The organism is Empedobacter brevis (assembly GCF_965118635.1).
GTDB classification, from domain to species: Bacteria; Bacteroidota; Bacteroidia; order Flavobacteriales; family Weeksellaceae; genus Empedobacter; species Empedobacter brevis_A.
The window spans coordinates 468,322-495,154 of the sequence record NZ_CBCPHV010000001.1 but is presented as its reverse complement, the minus strand read 5'-3'; the positions used below and the strand labels follow the sequence as shown (position 1 = coordinate 495,154).

23 protein-coding genes are annotated in these 26,833 nt (G+C 31.4%); 9 read left to right on the top strand and 14 right to left on the bottom strand.

Translation table 11 applies throughout. From position 1 onward, the window contains the following. Positions 1-439: 439 nt before the first annotated feature. The 4 genes from ACMHJW_RS02365 to ACMHJW_RS02350 all read right to left on the bottom strand — a co-directional run bounded on the left by ACMHJW_RS02365 (position 440) and on the right by ACMHJW_RS02350 (position 4,621). Positions 440-1,381 (bottom strand): YihY/virulence factor BrkB family protein, encoded by a 942-nt coding sequence (locus tag ACMHJW_RS02365; RefSeq protein WP_413531805.1) that lies wholly within the window; start codon positions 1,379-1,381, stop codon positions 440-442. 100 nt (positions 1,382-1,481) lie between these two features. After that, on the bottom strand, positions 1,482-3,077 hold the full coding sequence (locus ACMHJW_RS02360; protein WP_413531804.1) for a 2-oxo acid dehydrogenase subunit E2: 1,596 nt from the start codon (positions 3,075-3,077) through the stop codon (positions 1,482-1,484). Positions 3,078-3,086: 9 nt separating this feature from the next. Continuing rightward, on the bottom strand, positions 3,087-4,091 hold the full coding sequence (gene pdhA / locus ACMHJW_RS02355) for a pyruvate dehydrogenase (acetyl-transferring) E1 component subunit alpha (protein WP_413531803.1): 1,005 nt from the start codon (positions 4,089-4,091) through the stop codon (positions 3,087-3,089). Positions 4,092-4,147: 56 nt separating this feature from the next. Continuing rightward, the gene (locus tag ACMHJW_RS02350; protein WP_413531802.1) at positions 4,148-4,621 is read right to left on the bottom strand and encodes a cytidine deaminase; all 474 of its coding nucleotides are present in this window, start codon (positions 4,619-4,621) and stop codon (positions 4,148-4,150) included. A 107-nt stretch (positions 4,622-4,728) separates the two neighbouring features. On the opposite strand from ACMHJW_RS02350, the gene ACMHJW_RS02345 reads away from it, so the two are divergent. Next, the gene (locus tag ACMHJW_RS02345; protein WP_413531801.1) at positions 4,729-6,255 is read left to right on the top strand and encodes a YifB family Mg chelatase-like AAA ATPase; all 1,527 of its coding nucleotides are present in this window, start codon (positions 4,729-4,731) and stop codon (positions 6,253-6,255) included. Positions 6,256-6,328: 73 nt separating this feature from the next. Here the strand turns inward: ACMHJW_RS02345 and ACMHJW_RS02340 are convergent, their stop codons facing one another. Both ACMHJW_RS02340 and ACMHJW_RS02335 read right to left on the bottom strand, forming a co-directional pair. Continuing rightward, on the bottom strand, positions 6,329-9,226 hold the full coding sequence (locus tag ACMHJW_RS02340; RefSeq protein WP_413531800.1) for a VIT domain-containing protein: 2,898 nt from the start codon (positions 9,224-9,226) through the stop codon (positions 6,329-6,331). A 479-nt stretch (positions 9,227-9,705) separates the two neighbouring features. Then, positions 9,706-10,680 (bottom strand): PhoH family protein, encoded by a 975-nt coding sequence (locus tag ACMHJW_RS02335; RefSeq protein ID WP_413531799.1) that lies wholly within the window; start codon positions 10,678-10,680, stop codon positions 9,706-9,708. Between the two features lie 77 nt (positions 10,681-10,757). Here ACMHJW_RS02335 and ACMHJW_RS02330 point away from each other — a divergent pair, with 77 nt between their 5' ends. The 4 genes from ACMHJW_RS02330 to gldG are packed head-to-tail and all read left to right on the top strand — an operon-like array spanning position 10,758 to position 14,592. Continuing rightward, the gene (locus tag ACMHJW_RS02330; RefSeq protein ID WP_413531798.1) at positions 10,758-11,600 is read left to right on the top strand and encodes an S-adenosyl-l-methionine hydroxide adenosyltransferase family protein; all 843 of its coding nucleotides are present in this window, start codon (positions 10,758-10,760) and stop codon (positions 11,598-11,600) included. A 41-nt stretch (positions 11,601-11,641) separates the two neighbouring features. After that, positions 11,642-12,187 (top strand): CopD family protein, encoded by a 546-nt coding sequence (locus ACMHJW_RS02325; RefSeq protein ID WP_413531797.1) that lies wholly within the window; start codon positions 11,642-11,644, stop codon positions 12,185-12,187. A gap of 1 nt (position 12,188) precedes the next feature. Continuing rightward, positions 12,189-12,917: an ABC transporter permease subunit gene (locus ACMHJW_RS02320; protein ID WP_413531796.1), complete on the top strand. Its 729-nt coding sequence runs from the start codon at positions 12,189-12,191 to the stop codon at positions 12,915-12,917. A 4-nt stretch (positions 12,918-12,921) separates the two neighbouring features. Continuing rightward, on the top strand, positions 12,922-14,592 hold the full coding sequence (gldG, locus tag ACMHJW_RS02315; RefSeq protein ID WP_413531795.1) for a gliding motility-associated ABC transporter substrate-binding protein GldG: 1,671 nt from the start codon (positions 12,922-12,924) through the stop codon (positions 14,590-14,592). 155 nt (positions 14,593-14,747) lie between these two features. On the opposite strand, the gene ACMHJW_RS02310 is transcribed toward gldG, so the two are convergent. Next, positions 14,748-15,098, bottom strand: a complete 351-nt coding sequence (locus tag ACMHJW_RS02310; RefSeq protein WP_413531812.1) for a 4Fe-4S dicluster domain-containing protein — start codon at positions 15,096-15,098, stop codon at positions 14,748-14,750. Positions 15,099-15,160: 62 nt separating this feature from the next. Between ACMHJW_RS02310 and ACMHJW_RS02305 the strand changes: the two genes are divergently transcribed. Beyond that, on the top strand, positions 15,161-16,222 hold the full coding sequence (locus ACMHJW_RS02305; protein WP_413531794.1) for an acyl-CoA reductase: 1,062 nt from the start codon (positions 15,161-15,163) through the stop codon (positions 16,220-16,222). Positions 16,223-16,263: 41 nt separating this feature from the next. Here ACMHJW_RS02305 and ACMHJW_RS02300 read toward each other — a convergent pair whose 3' ends face one another. After that, positions 16,264-18,354, bottom strand: coding sequence for a TonB-dependent receptor plug domain-containing protein (locus tag ACMHJW_RS02300; RefSeq protein ID WP_413531793.1), 2,091 nt, complete (start codon positions 18,352-18,354; stop codon positions 16,264-16,266). 122 nt (positions 18,355-18,476) lie between these two features. Between ACMHJW_RS02300 and ACMHJW_RS02295 the strand changes: the two genes are divergently transcribed. Further along, the gene (locus ACMHJW_RS02295) at positions 18,477-18,911 is read left to right on the top strand and encodes a hypothetical protein (RefSeq protein ID WP_413531792.1); all 435 of its coding nucleotides are present in this window, start codon (positions 18,477-18,479) and stop codon (positions 18,909-18,911) included. Positions 18,912-18,990: 79 nt separating this feature from the next. Here ACMHJW_RS02295 and ftsY read toward each other — a convergent pair whose 3' ends face one another. The 6 genes from ftsY to ACMHJW_RS02265 form a co-directional block, all read right to left on the bottom strand. Beyond that, the gene (ftsY, locus tag ACMHJW_RS02290; protein WP_413531791.1) at positions 18,991-19,953 is read right to left on the bottom strand and encodes a signal recognition particle-docking protein FtsY; all 963 of its coding nucleotides are present in this window, start codon (positions 19,951-19,953) and stop codon (positions 18,991-18,993) included. 124 nt (positions 19,954-20,077) lie between these two features. After that, on the bottom strand, positions 20,078-20,227 hold the full coding sequence (locus tag ACMHJW_RS02285; protein ID WP_135835248.1) for a DUF4295 domain-containing protein: 150 nt from the start codon (positions 20,225-20,227) through the stop codon (positions 20,078-20,080). A 14-nt stretch (positions 20,228-20,241) separates the two neighbouring features. Next, a complete protein-coding gene (gene rpmG, locus ACMHJW_RS02280) occupies positions 20,242-20,424 on the bottom strand; it encodes a 50S ribosomal protein L33 (protein ID WP_038337065.1) in 183 nt (60 codons plus the stop codon). Between the two features lie 11 nt (positions 20,425-20,435). Continuing rightward, positions 20,436-20,672, bottom strand: a complete 237-nt coding sequence (gene rpmB / locus ACMHJW_RS02275) for a 50S ribosomal protein L28 (RefSeq protein WP_038337064.1) — start codon at positions 20,670-20,672, stop codon at positions 20,436-20,438. Positions 20,673-20,754: 82 nt separating this feature from the next. Then, positions 20,755-22,410, bottom strand: a complete 1,656-nt coding sequence (gene lnt / locus ACMHJW_RS02270) for an apolipoprotein N-acyltransferase (protein WP_413531790.1) — start codon at positions 22,408-22,410, stop codon at positions 20,755-20,757. Between the two features lie 55 nt (positions 22,411-22,465). Beyond that, entirely contained in the window at positions 22,466-24,109 is a 1,644-nt protein-coding gene (locus ACMHJW_RS02265; RefSeq protein ID WP_413531789.1) for a M1 family metallopeptidase, read from the bottom strand. Positions 24,110-24,266: 157 nt separating this feature from the next. Here ACMHJW_RS02265 and ACMHJW_RS02260 point away from each other — a divergent pair, with 157 nt between their 5' ends. Both ACMHJW_RS02260 and dnaK read left to right on the top strand, forming a co-directional pair. Beyond that, positions 24,267-24,656: a tRNA-binding protein gene (locus ACMHJW_RS02260; protein ID WP_413531788.1), complete on the top strand. Its 390-nt coding sequence runs from the start codon at positions 24,267-24,269 to the stop codon at positions 24,654-24,656. Positions 24,657-24,888: 232 nt separating this feature from the next. After that, the gene (dnaK, locus tag ACMHJW_RS02255) at positions 24,889-26,790 is read left to right on the top strand and encodes a molecular chaperone DnaK (protein ID WP_413531787.1); all 1,902 of its coding nucleotides are present in this window, start codon (positions 24,889-24,891) and stop codon (positions 26,788-26,790) included. The last annotated feature ends 43 nt before the right edge of the window (positions 26,791-26,833 follow it).

The following is a 26,833-nucleotide window of genomic DNA, read 5'->3' as shown; positions in this document are numbered from 1 at the left end:
TAAAAAATTTTCAAAGTTTTTTATTTCAATAAGTCTTTTCAACTTCACTACCAAACCCCTTTCGGAATCGGATCGCAAAGGTAATCCTTATTTTTAAACTCGCAAATTTATTTTTAAATATTTTCTATCGTTTAAAATACCTTATGTCAACTTCAATACTACTCGTCTTTCGTATTGGGATTGCAAATATACGCGCTCTTTTTTCAGTTTTCCAAAACAATTTTACAATTTATTTACATAAACTTCCTAAGTTACTGTTATAATGTAAAATATTTTTTGAATAAAATCTATTTAAGCGTAATTTAAACTCTAATTCTTCTTTAAAATAAAGGAATGATTAGCTTCTTATAAAGAAATAGAAGATGCGTTTTTGCATTTATATATAGAAATAAAAATTAGAAAAGATACTTTTACTAAATCTCTAAAGTTATTTACAAGTCTAATTTACGTTTTCATAATCTTGTTTATCCATATGATGATCAACAAAAGATACTTTTCTAAGTTTTGCATTTTTTTTAGGAATAATAGGAGAACCTTTCGCTTCAGCAAAAACTTTTGTGAATTTTGCTCCAAAATATAAAATTGTAGCAACATAATAAATCCATAATAAAAGAATAACCAATGAACCTGCTGAACCGAAAATTTTAGAATATTTGGAATTTGCAATATAAATTCCAATAAGATATTTTGCTATAAAAAATAAACCTGCGGTAAAAACTGCTCCTACAAAAGCAGGTCTTGCTTTGATTTTTGCATCTGGTAGAATTTTAAACAAAATATAAAAGATCAAAATTGAGATTGAAATACTCAGTGCATTATTAAGTAGCATCACTGTTGTTTTCGTCATAATCGTATCGAGCTCGAAAAGAATAAAAATTTCTTCGCCAAATGAAACTAAAATACTATTAAGAATTACAGTTGCGATAAGAACAATTCCGAGTGTGAGTATTATTAGAAAAGATAATCCTCTATTTATCACAAATTTTAACCAAGCTCTTTGTGGCAAGGCTTCTACTCTCCAAATTAGATTGAGACTATCTTGCATATCGGTAAACATAGTTGTTGATCCAAAAATCAAAATTCCTATACCTATATATAATGCAAGCGAACTGTCTCCTGAAATTGTTGAATTTGTTACGAAATTCTGAACTGCTAACGCGACATCTGGCCCAACAATATTTTTTAATTCATAAAACATACGGTTTTCTATCGCATCTTTCTTGAAAAATAAACTTGCACTTGAAATCACAATTAAAATTAAAGGTGAAAGTGAAAACAATGCATAATATGTTAACGAAGCACTTAATTTCATTATTCGGTCTTCACCAAATTCGACAAATGTTTGTTTAAAAATATTAAAGTAGAATTTTAGTTGCTTCATTAAGTTGGTTTAAAGTATTAAAGATACAAATTCATAAATCTATAACAAAAAAAAGACCATTCACTCGAATGGTCTTTAGAATATGTTTTTAAATTTTAGCTTACACTAACATTGTAACAGGATTTTCGATGTACATTCTTAACGTTTGTAAGAATTGTGCACCTGTTGCTCCATCTACAGTTCTGTGGTCACAAGCTAAAGATAATTTCATTGTATTTCCAACAACAATTTGTCCGTCTTTTACAACTGGTTTTTGAATAATTGCACCAACTGATAAAATACAAGAGTTTGGTTGATTGATAATTGATGTAAATGATTCAATTCCAAACATTCCTAAGTTAGAAACTGAGAAAGTAGATTTTTCCATTTCATCAGCTTTTAATTTACGATCTCTTGCACGACCTGCATAGTCTTTAACCTCAGCAGAAATTTGTGCGAATGATTTTTGATCTGTATTTTTAACAACAGGAACCAATAAACCATCTTCTACAGCAACAGCTACACCAATATTGATATCTCCGTGTTGAATAATTTCTGCATCTGTCCAAGTAGAATTAACAGCTGGATGTTTGCGTAATGCCATTGCACATGCTTTAACAACCATATCATTGAACGAAATTTTTGTATTTGGAACAGTATTTAATTGTTTACGCGCTTCGATTGCATTATCCATATCCAACTCAACATTTAAATAATAATGAGGAGCAGTAAATTTAGATTCAGCCAAACGTTTTGCGATAACTTTTCTCATTTGAGAATTTGGAATCACTTTATCTTCACCCGAAACGAAAGTTTGAGCAGGTTTAGCTACTTCAGATTTCGATTCAGCTTTTGGTTGAGCCGATGGTTGATAATTTTCGATATCTTTTTTTACAATACGCCCATTATCTCCAGAACCTTTAACCTCAGCTAAATTAATTCCTTTATCTTTTGCAATTGTTTTTGCTAATGGAGATGCAAAAATTCTGTCAGAAGAAGATTCTTCAACTTTATTGTTTACATCTAATTGAACAACTACAGGTTTTTCGTCTTCTACGACAGTTGTTGCAGGTGCAGAAACTTTCCCACCGTTTGCTACGATTGAAGACACATCTGTACCAGCTTCTCCAATAATTGCTAAAACAGAATCTACTGGTGCAGGTTCGTTAACATTAGCTCCTTGATATAATAAAACTCCATCAAATTCTGATTCGAATTCTTGAACTGCTTTATCTGTTTCAATTTCTGCTAAGATATCACCTTCAGCAACTTTATCTCCAACATTTTTATGCCAAACAACTACTGTTCCTTCTTCCATAGTATCTGAAAGACGAGGCATAGTAACTACTTCCACATTTGCAGGAATTTCTGCAACAGGTTTTGTTTCTTCTGTTTTTGTTTCACTGGGAGTTGATTCTTCCTCTTTAACTTGAGTAGTTGCTTTTGCTTCACCACCAATTAATCCAGAAATATCTTCTCCTTCTTTCCCGATAATTGCTAAAACCTCATCAACATTTGTTGACACACCTTCAGCAATACCTTGATATAATAATACTCCGTCAAATTCTGATTCGAATTCTTGGATTGCTTTATCTGTTTCGATTTCTGCTAAGATATCACCTTCAGCAACTTTATCTCCTACATTTTTATGCCATTTTACAACAGTTCCTTCCTCCATTGTATCGCTTAAGCGAGGCATAGTAATTAATTCTGCCATGGTTCTTTTTTAGTTGTTTTCGATTTTATCTAAGAATGGATAATTTTTTTCTGAATAGATATAATCATACATTACATGTTCTTCAGGATAATTAGAATTTTCAGCAAATTCTACACATTCTTCTACTGATTCTTTTACTTCATCAACAATAGCATCTAATTGTTCTTTCGTTGCCCAATTGTTAACTAAGATATGATTTTCGACATTTAAGATTGGATCTTCTTGCTTATACTCTTCCACCTCTTCTTTTGTACGATATGGTTCAGCATCAGACATAGAATGTCCTCTATAACGATATGTACGAACATCTAAGAAAGTTGGTCCATCACCACGACGTGCTCTTTCAATAGCTTCGTAAGCAGCTTCTGCAACTTTTACAGGATCCATACCATCCACAGGCATACAAGGCATTTCGTATCCTAAACCTAATTTCCAAATATCTTCATGGTTTGCAGTACGAGAAACAGAAGTTCCCATTGCATATTGGTTGTTTTCACAAACAAAAACAACTGGTAATTTCCAGTTCATTGCCATGTTAAAAGTTTCGTGTAATGTTCCTTGACGCGTTGCACCATCTCCCATTAAACAGATTGTAACACCATCACGGTTGAAAAATTTATCACCAAAAGCAATTCCTGCTCCTAATGGAATTTGACCACCAACGATTCCGTGTCCACCATAGAAATTATGTTCTTTACTGAAAACGTGCATTGATCCTCCTAAACCATGAGAAGTACCAGTTTCTTTACCACATAATTCAGCCAAAATACGTTTTGGATCTACTCCTAAAGCCATTGGCCAAACGTGACAACGATAAGCAGTAATCACATGATCTACACCAGGTTTCATTGCATGAATAAAACCAGCTGGTAAAGCCTCTTGACCATTGTATAAATGTAAGAAACCTCTAATTTTTTGCTTTAAATATAATGAACGACACTTGTCTTCGAAGCGACGCCAAAAAGTCATATCACGATACCATTGTAGGTACGTTTCTTGCGTTAATTTTTCCATAATTGCACAATTCCGTTGCAACAAATTTAAACTAATCTATCTAGTGTACAAAATTGCTACCCTAAAAATTCATCAGTAAAATATAATGGAAGTAAATCCTTAGCAGAATTTATCACCAAAACATCCCCTTCTTTTCCTGATAAAATAATCTCGATTGGTTGCGATTGTTTTTTCTCTATCTCTAATATATATTGACGACACATTCCACATGGAGGTAATGGATAATTCACATTTGGCGTAGAAACAGCTAATTTTTCAATTTTTATATTTGGATAATTAGCATTTACATAGGCCAACAAACCTCTCTCTGCACATGTTCCAACTGGGTATGCAGCATTTTCTTGATTTGAACTCGAAAAAATTTCTCCATTTTCTAATTGAACAGAAGCTCCTACACTAAAATTAGAATAAGGAGCATAGGCATTTAATGAAATATCATAAGCCTCTTCTACAACTTTTTTTTGTTCTGCTGCAAGTTCAGATTTACTCTCGAATCGTTCAAATTCAAAAGAATATTTTTCTTTTTTCATATAGAATTTACACCAAAGTGCATTATTTAATTAATTATTAAATACTTAAATCCTTTCAGCTATTTTATTCAATAGAAAAAGGAAGTAAATTTATAAAAAAAGATTCTATGTTGGTAAAAATTTTTGCAAGTGCGATTTTCGGTGTATCAGCACAAACCATTATTGTGGAAGTTAATATTGATCAAGGCGTAGGTTATCATTTGGTTGGCTTACCCGATAGCGCGATAAAAGAAAGTAATTTTAGAATAAATGCGGCATTAAAAAATTCTGATTTAAAATTGCCTGGAAAAAAAATCACCATTAATATGGCACCAGCAGATTTACAAAAGGAAGGCTCTGCTTATGACTTGCCTATTGCTATTGGAATTCTAGCAGCTTCTGAGCAAGTAAATTCCGAACAACTCAATAAATATGTTATGATGGGCGAATTATCACTTGACGGTTCGCTACGACCAATAAAAGGAGCTTTGCCAATTGCAATACAAGCCAAAGAAGAAGGTTTCGAAGGAATTATTCTGCCTAAACAAAATGCTGATGAAGCTGCTGTTGTAGAAGGCATAGCTGTTTATGCTGTTGATAATATTCGAGAAGTTGTTGATTATTTTAATGGAGAAATAACTTTACAACCTCATCACGTTAATTTAGATGATTATTTTTTCAATGAAATGAATAATTATCCTTTCGATTTTGCAGATGTAAAAGGTCAAGAAAATGTAAAACGTGCAATGGAAATTGCTGCAGCTGGTGGACATAACATTATTTTAATTGGTCCGCCTGGAAGTGGAAAAACAATGTTAGCAAAACGTATTGCTTCCATTCTTCCAAAAATGACAATTCAAGAAGCATTAGAAACAACAAAAATTCATAGTGTCGCTGGAAAATTATCCAACAAATCATTAATCGTTAGTCGTCCTTTTTCTAGTCCGCATCATTCTATATCTGATGTAGCTTTGGTTGGTGGTGGCTCTTATCCACAACCTGGCGAGATTTCTTTGGCGCATAATGGTGTTTTATTTTTGGATGAATTACCTGAATTCAAACGCACTGTTCTAGAAGTAATGCGACAACCTTTGGAAGATAGAGAAGTTACTATTTCTCGTGCAAAATTCACTGTAAATTATCCTGCAAGTTTTATGCTTGTTGCTTCTATGAATCCTAGTCCGAGTGGATATTTTATGGATGATCCAAACAACACTTCTTCTTTGTCAGAAATGCAACGTTATATGAATAAGATTTCAGGACCGCTTTTAGATCGAATTGATTTGCATATCGAAGTTAATCCAGTTCCTTTTGATGATTTGTCTCAAGATCGTCGTGGCGAAAAAAGTGCTGTAATTCGTGAACGAGTGATTAATGCACGAAATATTCAAACCAAACGATTTGAAAATACAAAAGTTCATTACAATTCTCAAATGGGACCAAAAGAATTGGATGCTTTTTGCGATTTAGATGATCATTCGAAGAATTTAATTAAAGTTGTCATGGAAAAATTAAATCTTTCAGCACGCGCTTATGACCGAATTATTCGAGTTGGACGAACAATTGCTGATTTAGATAATTCTGAAACTATTCTTTCGAAACATATTAGTGAGGCTATTCAGTACAGAAGTTTAGATCGTAATCAATGGATGTGAGTTTAATTATGAATGATGAATTATGCGTTTGTAAAAAAAAAGGAATCTCTTTTCAAGATTCCTTTCTTATTTATTAAAATTCAAACTCGCCAACTAAAATTCCTTCACCTCCAGCATTTGGTTTATTATTTTGGAATGTAATCATCTTTTTCACTTGCTTTCCTGAACTATACATCAAATAAATCTCAGCCGAAATAGTTGTCGGTCCAGAAATACTCATTTGTCTTTCTCCATAAAAATTAGTTTCTATTTTATATTTTCCTTTTATCGCTTTCTTCAACATAAATTGTTCTGGACCGAAACCTTGCGTCACATCTTCACTCATTCTTCCTCCAATCGCAGTTGTTCGATGTCCATAAAAACATTTTTCATCATTCGGATCCGTCACCCACAAATCTATATCAGTCATATCCTTGTTCCAATTCATCACCACGCGAATATCAACTGGAATGTCTACAATAATATCTTTATCAATTTTCGACAAATTCAATTCTTTGCGATGAAGCGAAATTAGATTGTTTATTTCTGGAACGATAATCTCCGTAATATCACGATCGCGATTGGCAATTTCTACTGAATAATCATTTGTTAATACTTTATATAGGTATTCTAATGCTGATTGATATTGTCCATTATCTTGCAAGGCTAATGCATAATCACGGTAACTTTGCGCATCAAAAGGTCGCCAATCTAATACTTTTTTTGTGATAAATAATTCGGTTTGATACTCTTCAATTTCTTTCAATTTGTAGGCCAATATTTTATATAGCTCTGCATCTTCTAAACCTAAATCTGCAATTGAACTTAAAATTTTAAGACCAATCTCCTTTTCTTTTTTCTGAAAGAAAAATGTTGCAACATCAAAATAATATGCTGGTGTTTCGGCATAATCCTTTCTCAAATCTAAATAAGTTTGATATGGATTTTTAGATGCTTCTATCAACTTCATATATTCTTTATCAGATTTTACATTGATTATTTTAATTTCTGGAACCGAAGCTAATGATTCATCCTTCTTTTTTTTATCCGAGGAACTATTAAAATTCGAAACTCCTCTAATACTCATATTTGAAGATGCTCCTACCTCTTCCATTGCTGTCATAGGTCTTGGTTCAAGAAGCGCCATATCTTCAAGTCTTACATCGACTACGACATCAGTAGAATCCGCAACAGGTTTTGGATATTTTGGTTTTACATATTTAAAATCTTTCTTCCACCACTCTTTCAATTCCTTTGCTTTCACAATTGCATTTTTCAACAAATCAGCTTTTCGAGTTTCTTTTTGTTCAAAACCTTCTTTCGATAATTTATTAAATTCATTTTGCAATTCCGCTGGTGGATTGATTTTATACTTTACATAATCCGAAACATTTTCCAAAACAATCAAACTTGTGTTCGACGTTACAATCGAAAATTGTTTCCCAATTTCTTCAATTTCTGTTTTATTTTGCTCTGGATTCAATTCCAAATAATTCACTTTACTTTGCGCCCAAATTTTACTGATTTCAAGATTTTTAGTTGCTTTACTCAAATCCAATTCCTTGTTAAATTCCACCTTTCCATTTCGTCCAAACATCATCGTTAATTTTGCATTGGGATACTGAGAAATTCCTGCAATAGAAATTCCATTGTTCACATCATTTGTCGAAATAGGATAAACTTCTCCCACTGTATTGTTGATAATTCCTAAGAATTGAACCGAACTTTCATTGATTTGTTTGAACGCATTTTCTACAGAATTTTCATTTAGATTGATAAATTTTCCTCCAGCTTTTTGCGCAATCATTTTTAAAACACCATAATTTGAAGTTAGCGAAGATGCAATTGTGTAAAAAGGCTTATCACTATTAAAAATATTCGAACCGAACGATGAAATTCCATCCGAAAACAATAAATATTCATCTGCTTTCAGATTAGTTGGAAGAATTTTTGAATAATTTGTTCCTCCATCATAGTTTACTTTTTCCAGATATTTTTTCAATTCAGACCAATCACCATTTTTAATTTGAAACAATTTCGATTTTTCTAAAGAAATATTCAACAATGAAACTTCTATATTCAGATTTTTTTGTTGAGCGATTAGTTTGTCTAAAAATTCGATTTCTTTTTGATGATTTCGCTTCAAACCACTCAACGAATTATCCCAAATTATACCAATATTCTTCGACCAAACTTTCGGTTGAGCTTTTGTGTCAAGTAATAAATTCGCATAAAAATAGACTGAACCATCTACATTTTTCTGAACAAAAGATTCGACATTATTAGGTGATTTTGGTAAATTTATAATTAATGATTTCTTAGGTGTAAAATCAGTTTTCGACAAATTTGCTTCATAAATATTACTATTTTCAGAAAAATTGAATGAACCATCTGGCGCTTCTATCAATTGTGGTTTTCCTGCAGCATTATATATTTTTGCTATCAAATTAAACTTTGCAATTTTCTTCGAAGAATCTAAAGGCAAATAATATTTATAAGATGATTTATCCAGTTTCAATTCTTGATAATATGACAACTGAATCGTACGAGAACCTTTTGCAGGAATCGGTGAAATACGAGTTCTGAAATTATTTCCTTCTACTTTTTCAACAATTCCTGGATCGATATTTTGTTTCTGAATACTTTCAAAAACTTCCACAGCTCGTGCTTTTGTTATAGGAACTGCATTTCGCAATTTTCCGTTAATATCAATAGCGTATCCACTAATTGTTGTATTTTCTGGTAAAGGAAAAACCAAATTCCCTTCGAGATTTCGACTTGATGAATTTGTAAAAACTAAAGTTGTTGTCGTTTTCGATAAATTCCCAAAAATTTCTACTTGCACATCCATCGATTGCAAATTCACTGAATTTTCGTCTGGACGAGATCCTATTTCGATACGCGGAAATCCAATTCGGATATCTTGTGCATTTATTTTTGAAGAAAAGAATATTCCTACAAAAACGAAGATGAAAGAAAAAAACTTTTTCATATTGTTTGATTTGTTAGTTAGATGCAACAAATTATAAAAAGGTTGGTTGATGAGAAAAAAGTTTTAAGTGTTGAGTTGTGAGTTATAAGTTTATTTTAGATTCCCCTTTGTCGGAATGACATTTACTTGATTCGTATTACTAAAATTATCATTCTGAACTTAATTTTGGAATTAAATATTTTTTGCATAAATTAGAAATAAATATTATATTTAACTGAATTACAATTCATAATAAAATGAAAAATATATTATTTATAACAGGATTAATCTTAATATTAACCTCAGTTTTATTAGTACTTGAGTTTTCTAATTCAAATAGAATGAGTTTAATCGCGGGCATGATTATGCCAATAGGATTAACGTTTAACATTTTAGGTTTCACTTTAAAAAGTAGAACTCAAAAAAATTAACTTAATATAGCCATATTTTTTATGTTAAAACTAAAAGCCAATTGTTCTTTCGAACAATTGGCTTTTAAATTACTTTTTAATATCTATTTTTTCGCGCTCCTTATCTTCGCTTACTTTGTAAGCTTTTAAGACTTCACGAACGATTTTATGTCGAACAACATCTTTATCATCCAAATAAATAAATCCGATATCTTTTACGTCTTTCAATATATTCATTGCTTCTCGTAAACCTGATTTTTGTTTTGGAGGTAAATCGACCTGACCAGGATCTCCAGTAATAATAAACTTCGAATTTTTTCCCATACGTGTCAGGAACATTTTCATTTGCGCATATGTTGTATTTTGAGCTTCATCCAAAATAACAAAAGCACCATCCAAAGTTCTACCACGCATAAAAGCTAAAGGAGCAACTTCGATAACACCCTTTTCTGTATAAGAAGAAAGCTTCTCGAAAGGAATCATATCTTTCAATGCATCATATAAAGGCTGTAAATACGGATCTAACTTATCTTTCATATCTCCTGGTAAAAAACCTAAATTTTCTCCAGCTTCTACAGCAGGTCGCGTCATAATAATTCGTCGAACTTCTTTGTTCTTCAATGCTTGTACTGCTAATGCAACAGCTGTATAAGTTTTTCCAGTACCAGCAGGACCAATTGCAAAGACCATATCTTTATTGTAAACTGTCTGCACCAACTTTTGTTGATTTGGCGTTTGCGGTTTTATGATTTTACCATTTACGCCATGTACAATAATTTCGTCTTCTTTTTTCATTTGAAACATTTCATTATTATCTTCTGTCATAATGATTTCAAGTTCACGATCAGATAGTCGATTGTATTTGTGAAGATGCTGAATTACTCGTTGCATTTTTTGGTCAAAAACTTTCAGAACATCCTCATTTCCAAATATTGTCAACTCTCTTCCTCGAGCAACAATCTTTAGTTTTGGGTAGTATTCTTTGATTCTTTTTAGATGTTCATTATTAGCACCATAAAAATCTTGAGGATTAATTTCTGCTAATTCAATATTAATTTCTGTCAAATGAGTTTGTTTTTTTGGTTCACTTACACAAAAATAAAGAATAATAAACAATATATTTGCTAATTATTTAGAGAATAGTGGCAATTATTACATTAACATCGGATTTTGGAGTCAAAGATTACTTTGTTTCTAGCGTTAAAGGCGCAATTCTAAAGGAATTGGCCGATGTTACAATTGTAGATATTTCGCATCATGTTAATCCTTATGATTTATCTGAAGCAGCCTATATCATTCGTAATTCTTACGAGGAATTTCCTGCAGGAACCATCCATATTGTTGGGATTAATGCTTTAAGCACGCCTTTTCAAAAGCCGATTTGTGCATTAATCAATCATCATTATTTTATCTGTGCTGACAATGGAATTTTATCTCTTATTTGTCAAAAAAATCAACCAGACGAAATTTACGAAATCACTGCTTATCCAGAAGGTATAGATAGTTTGTTCCCAATGAAAAACTGTTTTGTTCCTGTTGCTTGTCACTTGGCTCGCGGCGGAGTTCCTGCTCTTTTAGGAAATAAACGTAATGAAATAAAACAACTGAACGAACTGAAACCAGTTTATCGTGATGATAAATTTATCATTGGAAATGTAATTTATATTGATCATTTTGGAAATGTTGTTAGTAATATTTCAAAAGATTTTTTTGATGAAATCGCGCAAGGTAGAAAATATAAGATTTTACTTCGCCAGAAAGATTTTTCGATGACAGATATTACGATTATTTACGATCATTACAACGAAGTTGTTCAAGATTTCAATAAAGAAGTACAAGCTTTTGGACGAACTTTATGTTTGTTTAATTCAGCAGGTTTCTTAGAAGTTACTTTATACAAAAGTAATCCAACGATATCAGGTGGCGCAAATCAATTAATGGGATTAAAGAAAAATGATACAATTACAATTGAATTTGAAAATTAACGCTGAGGAATATTTAGTATTAGAGAGTTTACAATAACTATATGACTTATAATTATTTAATATACAAAGCAATACACGTTATATTCGTGGTAAGTTACTTTGCTGGTTTATTTTACATTGTTCGTTTAATGATTTATCATACTGAAACGCAACAAATGGAAGAACCAAAAAAATCTATTTTACAGGATCAATATACCTACATGGAGAAAAAATTATGGAATGTAATTACTGCTCCTGCTTTGGTTATTTTGGTTACAATGGGAATAAATATGCTTTACAAAAACCAAGGATTATTGCATATGCCTTGGATGAAAAGTAAATTGGGAATGGTAAGTGTTTTATTAATTTATCATTTTTGGTGTTGGCGAACATTGAGACAAATACAAAATAAAGTTTTTAAATACACTTCTGTTCAACTGCGAATGATGAACGAATTGGCAACAATTTTATTATTTGTTATCGTATTTGCTGTTATTCAAAAAACAGATTTTGGACAAAATTGGTATTGGTCAATTGTCAGTTTCTTTGGTTCTGGTGTAATACTTATGCTTATTGTGCGTTTAATTAATCGTAATAATAAAAAATAATATGTGGACAATCTTCAAAAAAGAGTTTTCCAATTTTTATTTAGGCTTTACTGCTTATCTGGCTACCGCGACTTTTGTTATCGTTTCGGCATTGTTCCTTTGGTTTTTCGATAACGAATTCAATGTTTTCAATACAGGAAATGCTTCCTTAAATAGCTTTTTCTTTGTCGGGCCTTGGATTTTTCTATTCATGATTCCTGCTTTAACCATGAAATTAATTTCAGAAGAACAAGCAAATGGAACATTATTATGGTTATTCACACTACCTATAAAAAATAATCAAATTATTTGGGGAAAATATTTAGCTGTCATTTCAATTGTTGTTTTCTGTTTACTATCAACTTTCTTGTTTACAATTACATTACAAGAATTTTTGATGCCAGAACAAGAATTAGATTACGGAACAATTTTCTCTGGTTATTTAGGACTTTTCTTTTTAGGAAGTTTATTTGCCGCAATCGGATTATTCACTTCATCGATTACTAAAAATCAAGTAATGGCTTATGTATTGGCTGTTTTCTTTTGTTTCATTATTTTTTATGGATTCGAAAGTTTAGCATCTTATAATTTACTAGGTTCAATGGATTTTTATGTTCAAAAAATTGGAAGTTTTACACATTACAACCAATTTTTGAAAGGAATTATTGATACAAGAGATTTACTTTACTTTTTGATTTTGATTGGAATTCTAAATCAAATTTCAATTGTTAATCTTGAAAATAAAAAATAGTGCCATGAAAAAATTAAACAAAAAATATCTAATTACTTTCATCGCATTTATCGCGCTTTTCATCATTGCTCAATTTGTTTACACACGAATTGATATGACGAAAGACAAACGTTTTACCTTAACTTCAACAACAGAAAAACTTGTAGAAAATGTAAAACAACCACTTAAAATTGAGATTCTTTTAGGAGGAGATTTAACTGGCGATTATAGAATTTTGAAGAACGAGATTCAGTTTTTATTGGATGAACTTCGCAAAAAAAATAGCAACATTTCTTATTCTTTTGTTGATCCTGTCGATTTAGGACAAGCCGAATTGGAACAAAATAAATTAACTCCAGTTCCAATTAAAACAGACAAAGGAATTCTAAATGTTTATCCTTATGCAAAATTAACTTACGGAGGAAAGTCGAGTTATATGGAAGTTTTGGTCAATGATCCTTCTACTCCATTTGAGAAATTAGCATTAGCTTCAACAGAAAAATTAGAATATTTATTTGCTGAAAAAATTCAGAAAGTAACCAATTTCGAGCGCAAAAGAATAGGATTTATCGTTCATCATGACGAATTGCCCGAAGCAAATATTCAAGGATTAGGTTCTGCTTTATCTGAAAAATATGATGTGGAGATTTACCTAAATCCTATTGTGAATAAATCATTTTCTTTACAACCTTCTGATTTGGATAGTTTGAAACGTTTTGATGCATTGATCGTCGCAAAACCAACATTACCATTTTCGGATATGGATAAATTGGTTTTAGACCAATATATCATGAATGGAGGAAAAATGATGATGGCTGTAGAAACGGTTGATGCTGAAATGGATTCTATTTTCCGAAGCGGAAAAATTGTCGCTTTCCCAAGAGATTTGAAATTAAATGATTTCCTATTCAACTATGGCGTTCGCATACATCCTGCTGTTATAAAGGATATGAATGGTGCACAAATTGTTTTGGCTGATGGCGAAACTGCAGGAAATACAAGTTATAATTATTATAATTGGCCTTATTTTGAATTAGGAATTCGAGGAGAAGAAAACCCAATTACAAGTTCAATAGATCCTGTGTTATTTCAATTTGCAAATCCAATCGAGTTATTAAAAAATCCAACTATTAAGCAAACTGTTTTATTGAGTTCGTCTGAACAATCAAGTTTAAAACCTGCTTTAAATTATATACAATTAAACGAAGTAGAAATCGAAAATCCAGAAGAATATAAAATGGGAAAAATTCCGATGGCAGTTTTGCTAGAAGGTAATTTCAACTCAGCTTATGCTTCTCGATACGAACGTAAGGAATTTCCTAATTTCAAAGCAAAAACAACTGATGGAAAAATGATTGTGATTTCGGATGGAGATGTTTTGAAAAATGCTTTATGGAGAGGAATTCCAATGCAATTGGGAGAAAATAAATTTTCGGTTCGTCCGGATAATCCTGATGGAAAACCTAAAACATATGCCAACCAAACATTTGTAATGAATGCGATGGATTATTTATTAGGCGATTCTGATTTCTTAGCTTTACGTAATCGTAAATTAGAAATTCCTTTGCTAAGCGAAACAACTGTTTTGCAAGAAAAATCGACTTGGCAAATGATTAATCTCCTTGTTCCAACTGCTATTATTGGATTATTAGCTGGAATTGGATTTTGGATAAGAAAAAGAAAATATACAAAATAAACGCAATAGGGATTGAAGTGGAAATCCTTTTTCTCAATCTTTCTATAGATTGAGAAAAAGATTGCAACAAAAAGCCCGCCCGAAGGGATTGCCCAAAAACAAAAAAAACCTCAAGCTAATAACTTGAGGTTTTTGTATGTAAAGTTGTGACGATTTTACTCTAAGTGCATAAACGCTTTTTTGCTTAAAAGACGCTCCTCGCTTTCTACGTGGTTATCATCAGGCACACAGCAATCCACTGGACAAACTGCCGCACACTGTGGTTCTTCGTGGAAACCTTTACATTCAGTACATTTATCGGGAACAATGTAATAAACTTCGTCACTCACAGGATCTTGTACCGCATCAGCATCAAAAGTATCGCCGTCTACGTTTACAATAGTCCCGCTAAGAGAAGTTCCATCAGAATATTTCCAATCTACTGCTGCTTCATAAATAGCATTATTTGGACATTCTGGTTCACAAGCTCCACAATTTATACATTCATCTGTAATAATTATAGCCATTGTATCTGTTTTTTTATTTCCTACATTTGCAAATACAAAATTACATTTAATTTTCAGAAAAAATGACATTTGAACAAAGGATTTCAGCATTTAACGAATTGGGACAGTTTTTTAATTTTATTATAAATAATGATTCAATTAAAGAAACAGAATCCTCAGAAAAATTCGAGAATTGGAAAAAAGAGGCTGAATATGCAATAAGCGATGCCGAAGCCTACAACAATTGGTTCACAAAAGAGAATATTACGTTAGCCTTGAAAAGTTGGGCAGAAGCTTTAACTACAGAAAATTTATTGGCTTGGACAGCAGGATATCCTTTTGCTGAAAATCCAAAAAATGTCGGAATTATCATGGCTGGAAATATCCCTTTGGTTGGTTTTCATGATTTGCTTTCTGTTGTTATTTCTGGAAATAATGCTTTCATTAAAACTTCATCTAAAGATGAGAAATTAATCAAATTTGTTATAAAATATTTGTATTCGATTGATGAAGAATTCAAATCTATTATTCAAACTGTTGAACGTTTAGAAAATTTTGACGCTGTTATTGCAACAGGAAGTAATAATACGGCGCGTTATTTTGAACAATATTTTGGAAAAGTTCCGAACATTATTCGTAAAAATAGAACTTCGGTTGCTGTTTTGAATGGTTTGGAAACAGACGAAGAATTGAAAAAATTAGGTAACGATTTATTCATTTATTTTGGTTTAGGTTGCAGAAATGTTACAAAACTTTATTTAAAAAATGAAGCTCAATTACCAAAAATTTTCGAAGCTATTTTTTCTTGGGGCTACATCATTAATCATCCAAAATATGCTAATAATTACGATTATAATCGAGCGATATTTCTATTAGGAAAAGATGATTTTTTAGATAATAATTTTGTCTTAATGAAAAGAGATTCGGCTTTACATTCTCCAATTGCGGTTGTTAATTTCGAAATTTATGACGATCTAGATCATGTGAAAAATTATTTGATTGAAAATGGAAATCAAATTCAGTGTGTTGTAGGAAATGAGATGAAAGATAATCCGAATTATGTTGAATTTGGGCAAACTCAATTTCCGAAATTAAATGATTATGCAGATAATATTGATACGCTAAATTTCTTAGCTGAATTATAAAAAAGTAAAAACCTTCACAATTCTGTGAAGGTTTTTTTTATTTAAAACGTTGCTGCTCCCGCAGTTTCATTTTCTAATTTTCGTTTGACATCTGTTTTCTTTCCTGTAGCAAAATCATAGCTTAATCCTAAAACAAACATATTTTTGTTGTTCCAAATTTGTGTATGACTTGTATAATTTACTAAACTTTCATTCAACGATTTTGTTTTGTATTCCGAAGGCATTCCTACCCAATACATTCCTGAAGAAAAAGTCCAGTTATTCATTTTGTAAGCAAGAGACAAATGACTGCTATTTTCATTAGTGCTCAAAAAAGCACCATTTAAAGTATAAACAGGAATATTGAACGAATAATTGATACTAAAATTTTTATAAACAGAATTTATTGCAAAGTAATTCCAGATATAATCATTGTTGATTGTTTTTCCATTTTCAAGTTTTAGATTTTCAGATATTGGTTTTAATACAACTTTTAGTGTTAATAAATCTGTTACGAAAGGTTTTATTAATCCTGATAATTGAATTCCGTATTCTTGTCCATTCTTCGCATTTTCATACGTCAAAGCATATCTATTTTCGTCTAAAACATATAATCTATTTACAGCATCTTTTTTGTAATTGTAGAATAAAGTTGTGTTTAGATCAAAATATTTCGAATTGAATGAATGCGTTAAATTAGTTGACCAAGTTTTTTGATTTCTTAAATATGGATTTCCTTTTTGAACAATATTAGGAACGATTTGAATAACATTACTACTCAATTCGTCGCTGTAACTTTTACGCGGTTTATATGAACTTGTAAATCTCAAACTTTGATTTTTTGTTAATTCATAGCCCAAAATCAATTTTGGCGTAAAAATCCAATCTTCTACTTTTTCTTCTTTACTTTTATTATTAATATTCGTTAAACCTAATCCCAAACGATACATTAATTTTTTAGTTTTTCCAGAAAATTCAGAATAAATATATTGTTCTAAATAGTTAACCTTATAATTATTAAAACCCAATAAATTTTCTAAATCATTGTTTATCTTATTATTCGAAATTCGATAACCAGAACTTAATTTTCCTTTTCTGAAATCATGTACATGCGCAATTTCTCCAACAATTGCGGTTTGTTTTGCTTTTAAGTTTGTTATATATTGATAAACATCCGTTTGATTATTGGTTTGCCATTCATGAGAAAAATCGTATGAATTTGTATTAAAATGCGAACCAACAAAGTTTAAATTCAATTCATCTTTTTTACCTATTTTTTTTGAATAATAAAGATCTAACGTTGGTTTGGTATAGCTTTCGTTACCGTGTTTGTAAACCGTGTGATTTTCGGAATCTTGATTAGTAGAAAAAACGCTATTTCCATTAATATCAGAAAAACTTGTTAGGATATCCATATAAAATTTTGCCTGAAATGTATATTTATCAGAATCTGAATTGGTATAACGAAGTAAAACGTTTTGAAATGTGTAACCAAAATGATCGAATCTTTTTTCATTTGTTCGATAATTTGTTAATTCATCTAAATCATTTCGAAGTGAATACGAATAAGAATTATTGTTTTCTCTATTATCATAATCTCTTAAATTAATATAATATTCTAAGCCTAAATTATTTTTTCCTTTTGTAAAATCTGCATAAGCAGAACCATTTACAAAACCTGTAGATAAAGCCGAAGTAGCATCAACACCGAAAACATAACCATTTTCAGAATTTCGAGTGATCAAATTCACAACCTGATCTGCACGATTGGCATAACGTGCTGCTGGAATATCAAAATATTCTACACGAATGACATCTTGTGGTTTCACAGAACGAATTTGATTATCTGTAGCTTCAATTCCATTAATCAAAAATAATGTCGTTCCTCCTTTCGTACTTTTTAATGTATTAGAAATAGGATCAACTTGTAATTCTGGCAATGTATTCAACAAATCTTTTGCATAGCGCGCCTTTTCCAACGCAGCTTTGTCGAATGTATAAACAGCTTTATCAGCAAACATTTTTTTACGTTGCGACTGAATTAAAACTTCTTTTATTTCGATTGGATTATACTCTATAGAATCTTGCTTTTCTTCTTGAGCAAAAACAAAAATTCCTGATAATGTAGTAGCGAGTACAAAAATTTTATTCATGGTTAATTCATCTATTATTTTAATAGTTAGTGTTATTGTATAAGTCTTAGAATTAGAGAATAAGTTACATAAAATTTGAAATTATTTTTCCTTAACTTTACTCATCATTAGATTTTTTGAGTTTGAAAAAATTATTTCTTTTTATCGCACTTTTTACAAGTTTTCAGTTAATACATGCACAAAAACAAGCTGAACGAACATTAACAGAATATCGTGTAGAAAGTTTTCAAACGCCTTTAGTTGCGAAAAAAATGTTGTACGATTGGTTTGGGAAATGGGACAATGTTTTGTACACCGAGAACAATCAACCGCTGTTAGTTTGGTCGAATAGAAATATCATCAACGAAGCGCATGAAACCTTCACAATAATTGCTTCGAGTACAGAAAATGATGATGAAATGTACGGAACTGTTCAGATTTTAACGAGTAAAAGACAAGATGCTTTGGCAAAAGATTCCCCTTTTAGAGAATATTTGAATGAATTTCTAAAAACTATTTCGAAGAAAGAATATAAAAGCAAAAAGTTTTATAAGGAATATATTAAGGTGGTTTATTAAGCTACTTTAAAAGATTACAAATAAAAAAATCCTTCAAGTTTTGCTTGAAGGATTTTTTATTTTATAGAAATTGAATTTCTTAATTATTTCGTTTGAAAAAAGAATCGACAAACTCCATTTTATTGAAAGCTTGTAAATCATTAATTCTTTCACCAACACCAATGTATTTTACTGGAATTTTAAATTGATCTGAAATTCCAATTACAACTCCTCCTTTTGCTGTTCCATCTAGTTTTGTAACTGCTAAAGAAGAAACTTCTGTTGCTTGTGTAAATTGCTTGGCTTGTTCAAAAGCATTTTGACCTGTTGAACCATCTAAAACTAATAAAACTTCGTGCGGTGCATCTGGAATTACCTTTTGCATAACACGTTTTATTTTAGTTAACTCGTTCATCAAGTTAATTTTATTATGTAAACGACCTGCTGTGTCAATTAAAACAACATCTGCATTTTGAGCAACTGCCGATTGAATAGTATCAAATGCAACCGAAGCTGGATCTGAACCCATTGCTTGTTTTACAATTGGAACACCTGCACGTTCTGACCAAATCACTAATTGATCTACTGCTGCTGCACGAAACGTATCTGCTGCTCCAAGCACAACTTTCAATCCTTGAGATTTAAACTGAGAAGCCAATTTACCTATTGTTGTTGTTTTTCCTACTCCATTTACTCCAACGACCATAATAACATATGGTACATCTTTTTTTGGAATAGAAAAACCATTTGTATCATCAATATTATTTTCGGAAAGTAAGCCTGCAATTTCTTCGCGAAGAATTAAATCTAATTCAGAAGTTGAAACATATTTATCACGTTCTACACGTTCTTCTATTCGACGAATAATTTTAATTGTTGTTTCAACACCGACATCAGAAGAAATCAATACTTCTTCTAAATCATCTAAAACCTCATCGTCTACTTTAGATTTCCCAACGACAGCGCGACTAATTTTATCAAATAAAGACGTTTTAGATTTCTCTAAACCTTCATCTAATTTTTCTTTGCTTTCTTTACCTAATATCTTTTTGAACCAACTCATTAATAAGCTAAATTTCTTAAAATTCTGTACGAAGATACATAAAATATAAGGAAATAAAAAAGCCGCCTAAAAACGAGGCAGCTCAATTAACCTTAAATATTTTTTGTTAAGGTGATAAGTCAAATTATTTCGCGAAGAAAGAATCTGCTTCATCAGCGTTAACTACTTTTTCAACAAATACGTAAGCTCCAGATTTTGGAGATTTTACCATTTTGATAACTTTGGTCATTTTTTTAGACCCAGTTTGTAGGGTTGCTACCGTTTTCTTTGCCATCGTCTAAAATTTTATTATTTAATCTCCTTGTGAATTGTATACTTTTTCAATACTGCGTTGTATTTTTTCAACTCAATACGATCTGGAGTATTTTTTTTGTTTTTAGTTGTGATATAACGAGACATTCCTGGCATACCACTTTCTTTATGCTCTGTACATTCTAAAATAACCTGTACTCTGTTTCCTTTTTTTGCCATGGTGTCTTAAATTATTTGATTAAACCTTCTTTACGTGCACGTTTAACAGCCTCATCAACTCCTAATTTGTTGATTGTTTTTAAACCGTGTGCAGAAACTCTTAATGTAATCCACTCACCAGTTTCTGGCATAAAAAATCTCTTTTTGAACAAATTCACTTCAAAAGTGCGTTTTGTTTTATTATTAGCATGAGAAACATTGTTTCCCACTAATCTCTTCTTACCTGTAATTTGACAAATTTTTGACATCTTATTTTGTATTGTCCTATTTTAAACGGAGTGCAAAGTAACAAATTATATATTACTTATACAACTCTTTAGGTTATTAATTTTATATTTTTTTCTTATTTTCTTTGTACAACAACTTCTGTGCAAGTGTATAAGCTAAGATAATTCCCATTATCATTAACGCTATTCTCGCAATTACATCGCCATACTTTGTATAAAACGTTAATTCACTATTCATTAAAATTGTCCCATTTAAGGCACCTTGCTCTCCATATGGTAAAGACTTCATTATATCTCCTCGCTGATTAACGAAAGCCGAAATACCTGAATTTGCAGATCTAACGATAGCGCGTCTATTTTCAATAGCTCTCAAATTACCATATAATAGTAATTGACGATGACCATCGGTAGAGCCCCACCAAGAATCGTTGGTCATTGTGAATATAACATTTGCACCTTCTCTCACATATTCTGTTGTATAGTCTCCGTAAATAGATTCGTAACATATAACCGGAGCAACAGTAGCGGTGTTTGTTTTATTCTTGAAAACAGAACGATGAGGTTGAATCCCCAACGTTTTTGTTGTGCCGCCAAAGTTAAGCATAAATTCTCCAATAATTGGCATTAAATAGTTACGATATGGAAAATTTTCTACTCCGGGCACTAATTTACTCTTATGATAAACCTCTATAGAATCGTTTCCACTTATCTGCAAAGCCGAGTTATAAGCGTCGTACCATGTAATTCCATCTTTCATAACAGATGCTGTTTCCGAAGCTAAAGATTCCATCGGATAAATTCTCATAATAGATGCTCCTGTTACAAAATGTAAATCTTTTTTGGTTTTTGTCCATTGTTGAATATCTTGGATGATTAAATCATCGTACATATGATCAAAAATTAATGCAGAAGATCCAGGAACTGCAGTTTCTGGTGCAACAATAAATTGAGTTTTTGGTTGAATATTTTTTAAAGCCAATTGTTTCAATTCGTCATAAATCTGCAAACCATCTTTCATGTACTTTTCATTGTATGGATCTAGATCTGGTTGAAGAATTAATACATCAAGTGCTTTTCCTTTTTCTTGATAATTTGCATAAATAATATATGATATACCAATTGGAATAACGATTAATAATCCTGCATAAATACCTAATTTATTCAGGTATTTCATTTCTTTTTTGTTGATATAAGCTGTTAAATAATAGAATATCGTAATATTTACCAACCAAATCCAAAGTGCTCCACCAAAAGTTCCTGTATACTCGTACCATTGCACCCATTCGTAATATTTTGCAAATCCATTTCCAAGGTTAAACCAAGGCCAAGTTAATTCCCAGTTTAATGTTAATTTATCAAAACTCATCCAAATGGCAGGAAGAAAAATTAATCCATATAAATTACCTGCTTTTGTTTTAACGAAATGATACAATTGAAAAACAATTGACATAAACAACGAGTTTGCAATAACAGGAATTAGATAAGCGCTCCACGAATTATGCAAATCTCCATTTGCGTCTGTTTCTTTTGCAAAATGTAACCACCAAATAACAATCGCATTCCAGATGAAGAAAGCTAAAAATGAAAGTCCGAAAATTTTACGTCCTTTTTTCTTGAATTCTGCACGTTGTGTGATTTGATGTTCTGCTAACATCAAGGGTACAAATCCTATGAATAATAACAATGGAAAACCATGCGAAGGCCAACCTGCTGTTAATAGTAATCCTGATAAGATTGCGTATACAATGTATTTTTTCATGATACAAATTTATAATATCATCATTCAATAATCGATGATATTTGTTTTGATTTAATTAATTTTCAACTTTCGTATAGATATAATAATTTGGATTGATCGTAACATCGGAAACCGATTTGATTGCCGAATTATCAATCGTTTGCCAATTTGAAGTTGGATGAATTGTGAAATCAGAATTTTTTAATCGCAATGGCATTTTGAATCCATCGACAACATTTATATAACGATATTCTACTTTGTTTCCATTTTGTTTTAGTTCTAAAGTCGGTACTTTAACTGTTCTAAGATATTGATTGAAAAAAGAAGTTAAATCTAATCCTGAAAATTTTGCAATATAATTTTCGATTTGTTCTGTTGTTACTGTTTGATGATAAAATTCTTTGTTCAAACCTCTTAATAATTCTCTAAACTTTTCGTCATTATTCATCCAAGTTCTCAACGTATGAATCATATTTGCGCCTTTATAATACATATCGCCACTTCCTTCTTTGTGAACTCCGTAAATCCCAATAATTGGAATATCATTCTCGATCGCTTGTCTTGTTCCACGAACATATTCGCTTGCTGCATCTTTGCCATGATAAGTTTCGATAAACAAAGTTTCTGAATATGATGTAAATGCTTCGTGAATCCACATATCGGCAATATCTTTTTCGGTAATATTGTTCCCAAACCATTCGTGCCCAGATTCGTGAACAATAATAAAATCCCATTTTAATCCCCAACCTGAACTTGACAAATCTCGACCTAAATATCCATTCTCAAATTTATTTCCATAAGCAATTCCAGATTGATGCTCCATTCCTAAATGTGGCGCTTCTACAATCTTGAAAGAATCTTCGTAAAAAGGATATGGACCAAACCAATGTTCAAAACTTTTGAGCATCATTTTAGCTTGTTCAAATTGAGATTTTGCTTTATCGATATTATAATCTAATACATAATAATCTAAATCCAATTTACCTTTTTCACCTTGGTAAGTTTCTTTGAAGTTCTCATAATGACCTATATATGGAACAATATTATAATTGTTGATTGGATTGACAACTTTCCATGTATAAATGGATTTGTTTTTAGTTTCTTTCTTCGAAATTAACCTTCCGTTTCCTACTCCAACCAAATCTTTTGGCGTGATAATCTCCAATTCCATTCCATTATCTGGCTCATCACCTAAATAATCTTTATTCGGAAACCAAGCACTTGCGCCCAAACCTTGTACAGCAACAGACATCCAATCGCGTCCTTTTTCATCTTTTGCAAAAATCCAACCTCCATCCCAAGGAGCTTTTACTGCAACACGTGGATTTCCGTTGTATTCTAATTCTAATTGGTTCGATTTATTTTTGATATTTTTTCCGACATTAATGAAATAAACATTCCCTTCTCGTTTGAAATCAGAAATGATTTTTCCATTCAATTTTACAGCCGAAATATTCATCGGTTCTTGTAAATCTATTTGTAAGAAAGCTGCTTGTTGTTTTGCCGTTTTATCAAATAAAATAGTTGTTTTTCCTTTTATCGATTTGGACTGATAATCTGGTTCTACGCTTACTTTATATTTTTTGACATCCCACCAATTTCGGAATTCATTGTTTGTTCCACGGAGAGAATCTTGTCGTGTAAATTCTTCTTTATGATTAAGAACTTGTGCATTTGTTATAATTGAGAGTAAACCAAAAATTAATACTAATTTCTTCATAGTCATTTTTAAAACATATCAAAAATAACATTATATATTTGATAAATAAGTTAAAAATCTATGATTACAAAAAATTATATTCAAGAATAAATTATAGAAAGTTTAAGTAATTTTTAATCATTAATTTTATGAAATTAAATAAGAAAAAATAACCCAAATGAATTGTGATAAAGAACCTATTAAAAAAGAAAATTTAAAACCTGATAATAATACAGAAAATATTTCTTGGCACGATTTCGAAAAAGTTGATATGAGAATTGGAACTATTATCGCTGCAAATGATTTTCCGAAAGCAAAAAACCCTGCTTATCAATTAGAAATTGACTTTGGACCATTAGGAATTAAGAAAAGTTCAGCACAAATAACTTCACTTTACACAAAAGAAGAATTAATAGGAAAACAAATTGTAGCTGTCGTTAACTTCCCGAAAAAGCAAATCGCCACTTTTATGAGCGAATGTTTGGTAATGGGTGTTTATGGAGATGATAAAGATGTTATACTTCTAAATCCTGAAAGAAAAGTTGAAAACGGTAGTAAAATTGGTTAACTATAATTTAAAGTAGCCTTAATACTGACATTTTATCAAGCAAATAACTGACGAATAATTCATCGTTTATTGTAATTTTCTTTTGTTAATCTGACAACATGACATTAAAAAAAAACAGATGTCATTATTTTATAGGTTGGCACAAAGATTGACTAATTAGAAATAGCATCATTTTTGATGATGTATATAAAGTTGAAAATAAAATTAATAATAACAAAATAACTAAACAAATATGAGCAAAATAATCGGAATCGACTTAGGTACAACAAACTCTTGTGTTTCTGTAATGGAAGGTAGCGAGCCTGTTGTAATTCCAAATGCAGAAGGTAAAAGAACTACTCCATCTATCGTAGCATTCGTAGAAGGAGGAGAAATAAAAGTTGGTGATTCAGCAAAACGTCAAGCTGTAACAAACCCAAAGAACACGATTTATTCTATTAAACGTTTCATGGGTACAAAATTCAATAATGACGCTGATGAAATTAGTCGTGTTCCTTATTCAGTTGTAAAAGGAAATAATGATACACCAGCAGTTGATATTGATGGTCGTAAATATACTCCACAAGAAATCTCAGCAATGATTTTACAAAAAATGAAAAAAACAGCTGAAGATTACTTAGGGCAAGAAGTATCTAGAGCGGTAATTACAGTACCTGCTTACTTTAACGATGCTCAACGTCAAGCAACAAAAGAAGCTGGTGAAATTGCAGGATTAAAAGTAGAACGTATTATCAACGAGCCTACAGCTGCAGCATTAGCTTACGGATTAGAAAAAGCAAATTCAGATAAAAAAATCGTTGTTTACGATTTAGGTGGAGGTACTTTCGACGTATCTATCCTAGAATTAGGTGACGGTGTATTCGAAGTATTATCTACAAATGGTGATACACACTTAGGAGGTGATGATTTTGATGATGCAATCATCAATTGGTTAGCTTCTGAATTCCAAGCAAAAGAAGGTGTTGATTTGAAAAAAGATGCAATGGCTTTACAACGTTTACGTGAAGCTGCTGAAAAAGCTAAAATTGAATTATCTTCTTCATCACAAACAGAAATTAATTTACCATACGTTACTGCTAACGAAACAGGACCAAAACACTTAGTAGAAACTTTAACTCGTTCAAAATTTGATCAGTTAACAGAAAGCTTAGTAAAACGTTCTATGGATCCTTGTCAAAAAGCATTATCTGATGCAGGATTATCAATTTCTGATATTGACGAAGTAATCTTAGTTGGTGGTTCAACTCGTATCCCAAAAATTCAAGAAGAAGTAGAAAAATTCTTTGGTAAAAAACCATCTAAAGGAGTTAATCCTGATGAGGTTGTTGCAATTGGAGCAGCTATCCAAGGAGGTGTTTTAACAGGTGATGTAAAAGACGTATTATTATTAGATGTTACACCATTATCTTTAGGTATTGAAACTTTAGGAGGTGTTTTCACTAAATTAATTGAAGCAAATACAACAATTCCTACTAAAAAATCTGAGGTTTTCTCAACTGCAGTTGACAATCAACCAGCAGTAACATTAAGAATTGGTCAAGGTGAGCGTCCATTATTCAACGATAACAAAGAAATCGGACGTTTCGACTTAGTTGATATTCCACCAGCACAAAGAGGTGTTCCTCAAATCGAAGTAACATTTGATATTGATGCGAATGGAATCTTAAGTGTTTCTGCAAAAGATAAAGGAACTGGAAAAGAGCAATCAATCAAAATTGAAGCTTCATCTGGATTATCTGATGCTGATATCGAAAGAATGAAAAAAGAAGCGCAAGAAAACGCTGCAAAAGACGAAGAAGCAAAACAAAAAATTGAAAAAGTAAATGCTGCTGATGCATTAATTTTCCAAACAGAAAAACAATTGACTGAGTACGGAGATAAAATTCCTGCTGACAAAAAACAACCAATTGAAGAAGCTTTAGCTGAGGTTAAATCTGCTCATGCTGCTCAAGACGTTGCTGCAATTGATGCTTCTATGGAAAAATTAAATACAGCTTGGAATGCTGCTTCACAAGAAATTTATGCTGCAATGAACGAAGGTCAACAAGGTGGTGCACAAGATCAACCAGGTGCTGATCAAGATCAAGCAAAAAATGATGGTGTTGAAGATGTAGACTTCGAAGAAGTTAAATAATAGATATTTCATTTATCAAATAGAAAAGCCTCGCAAATGCGAG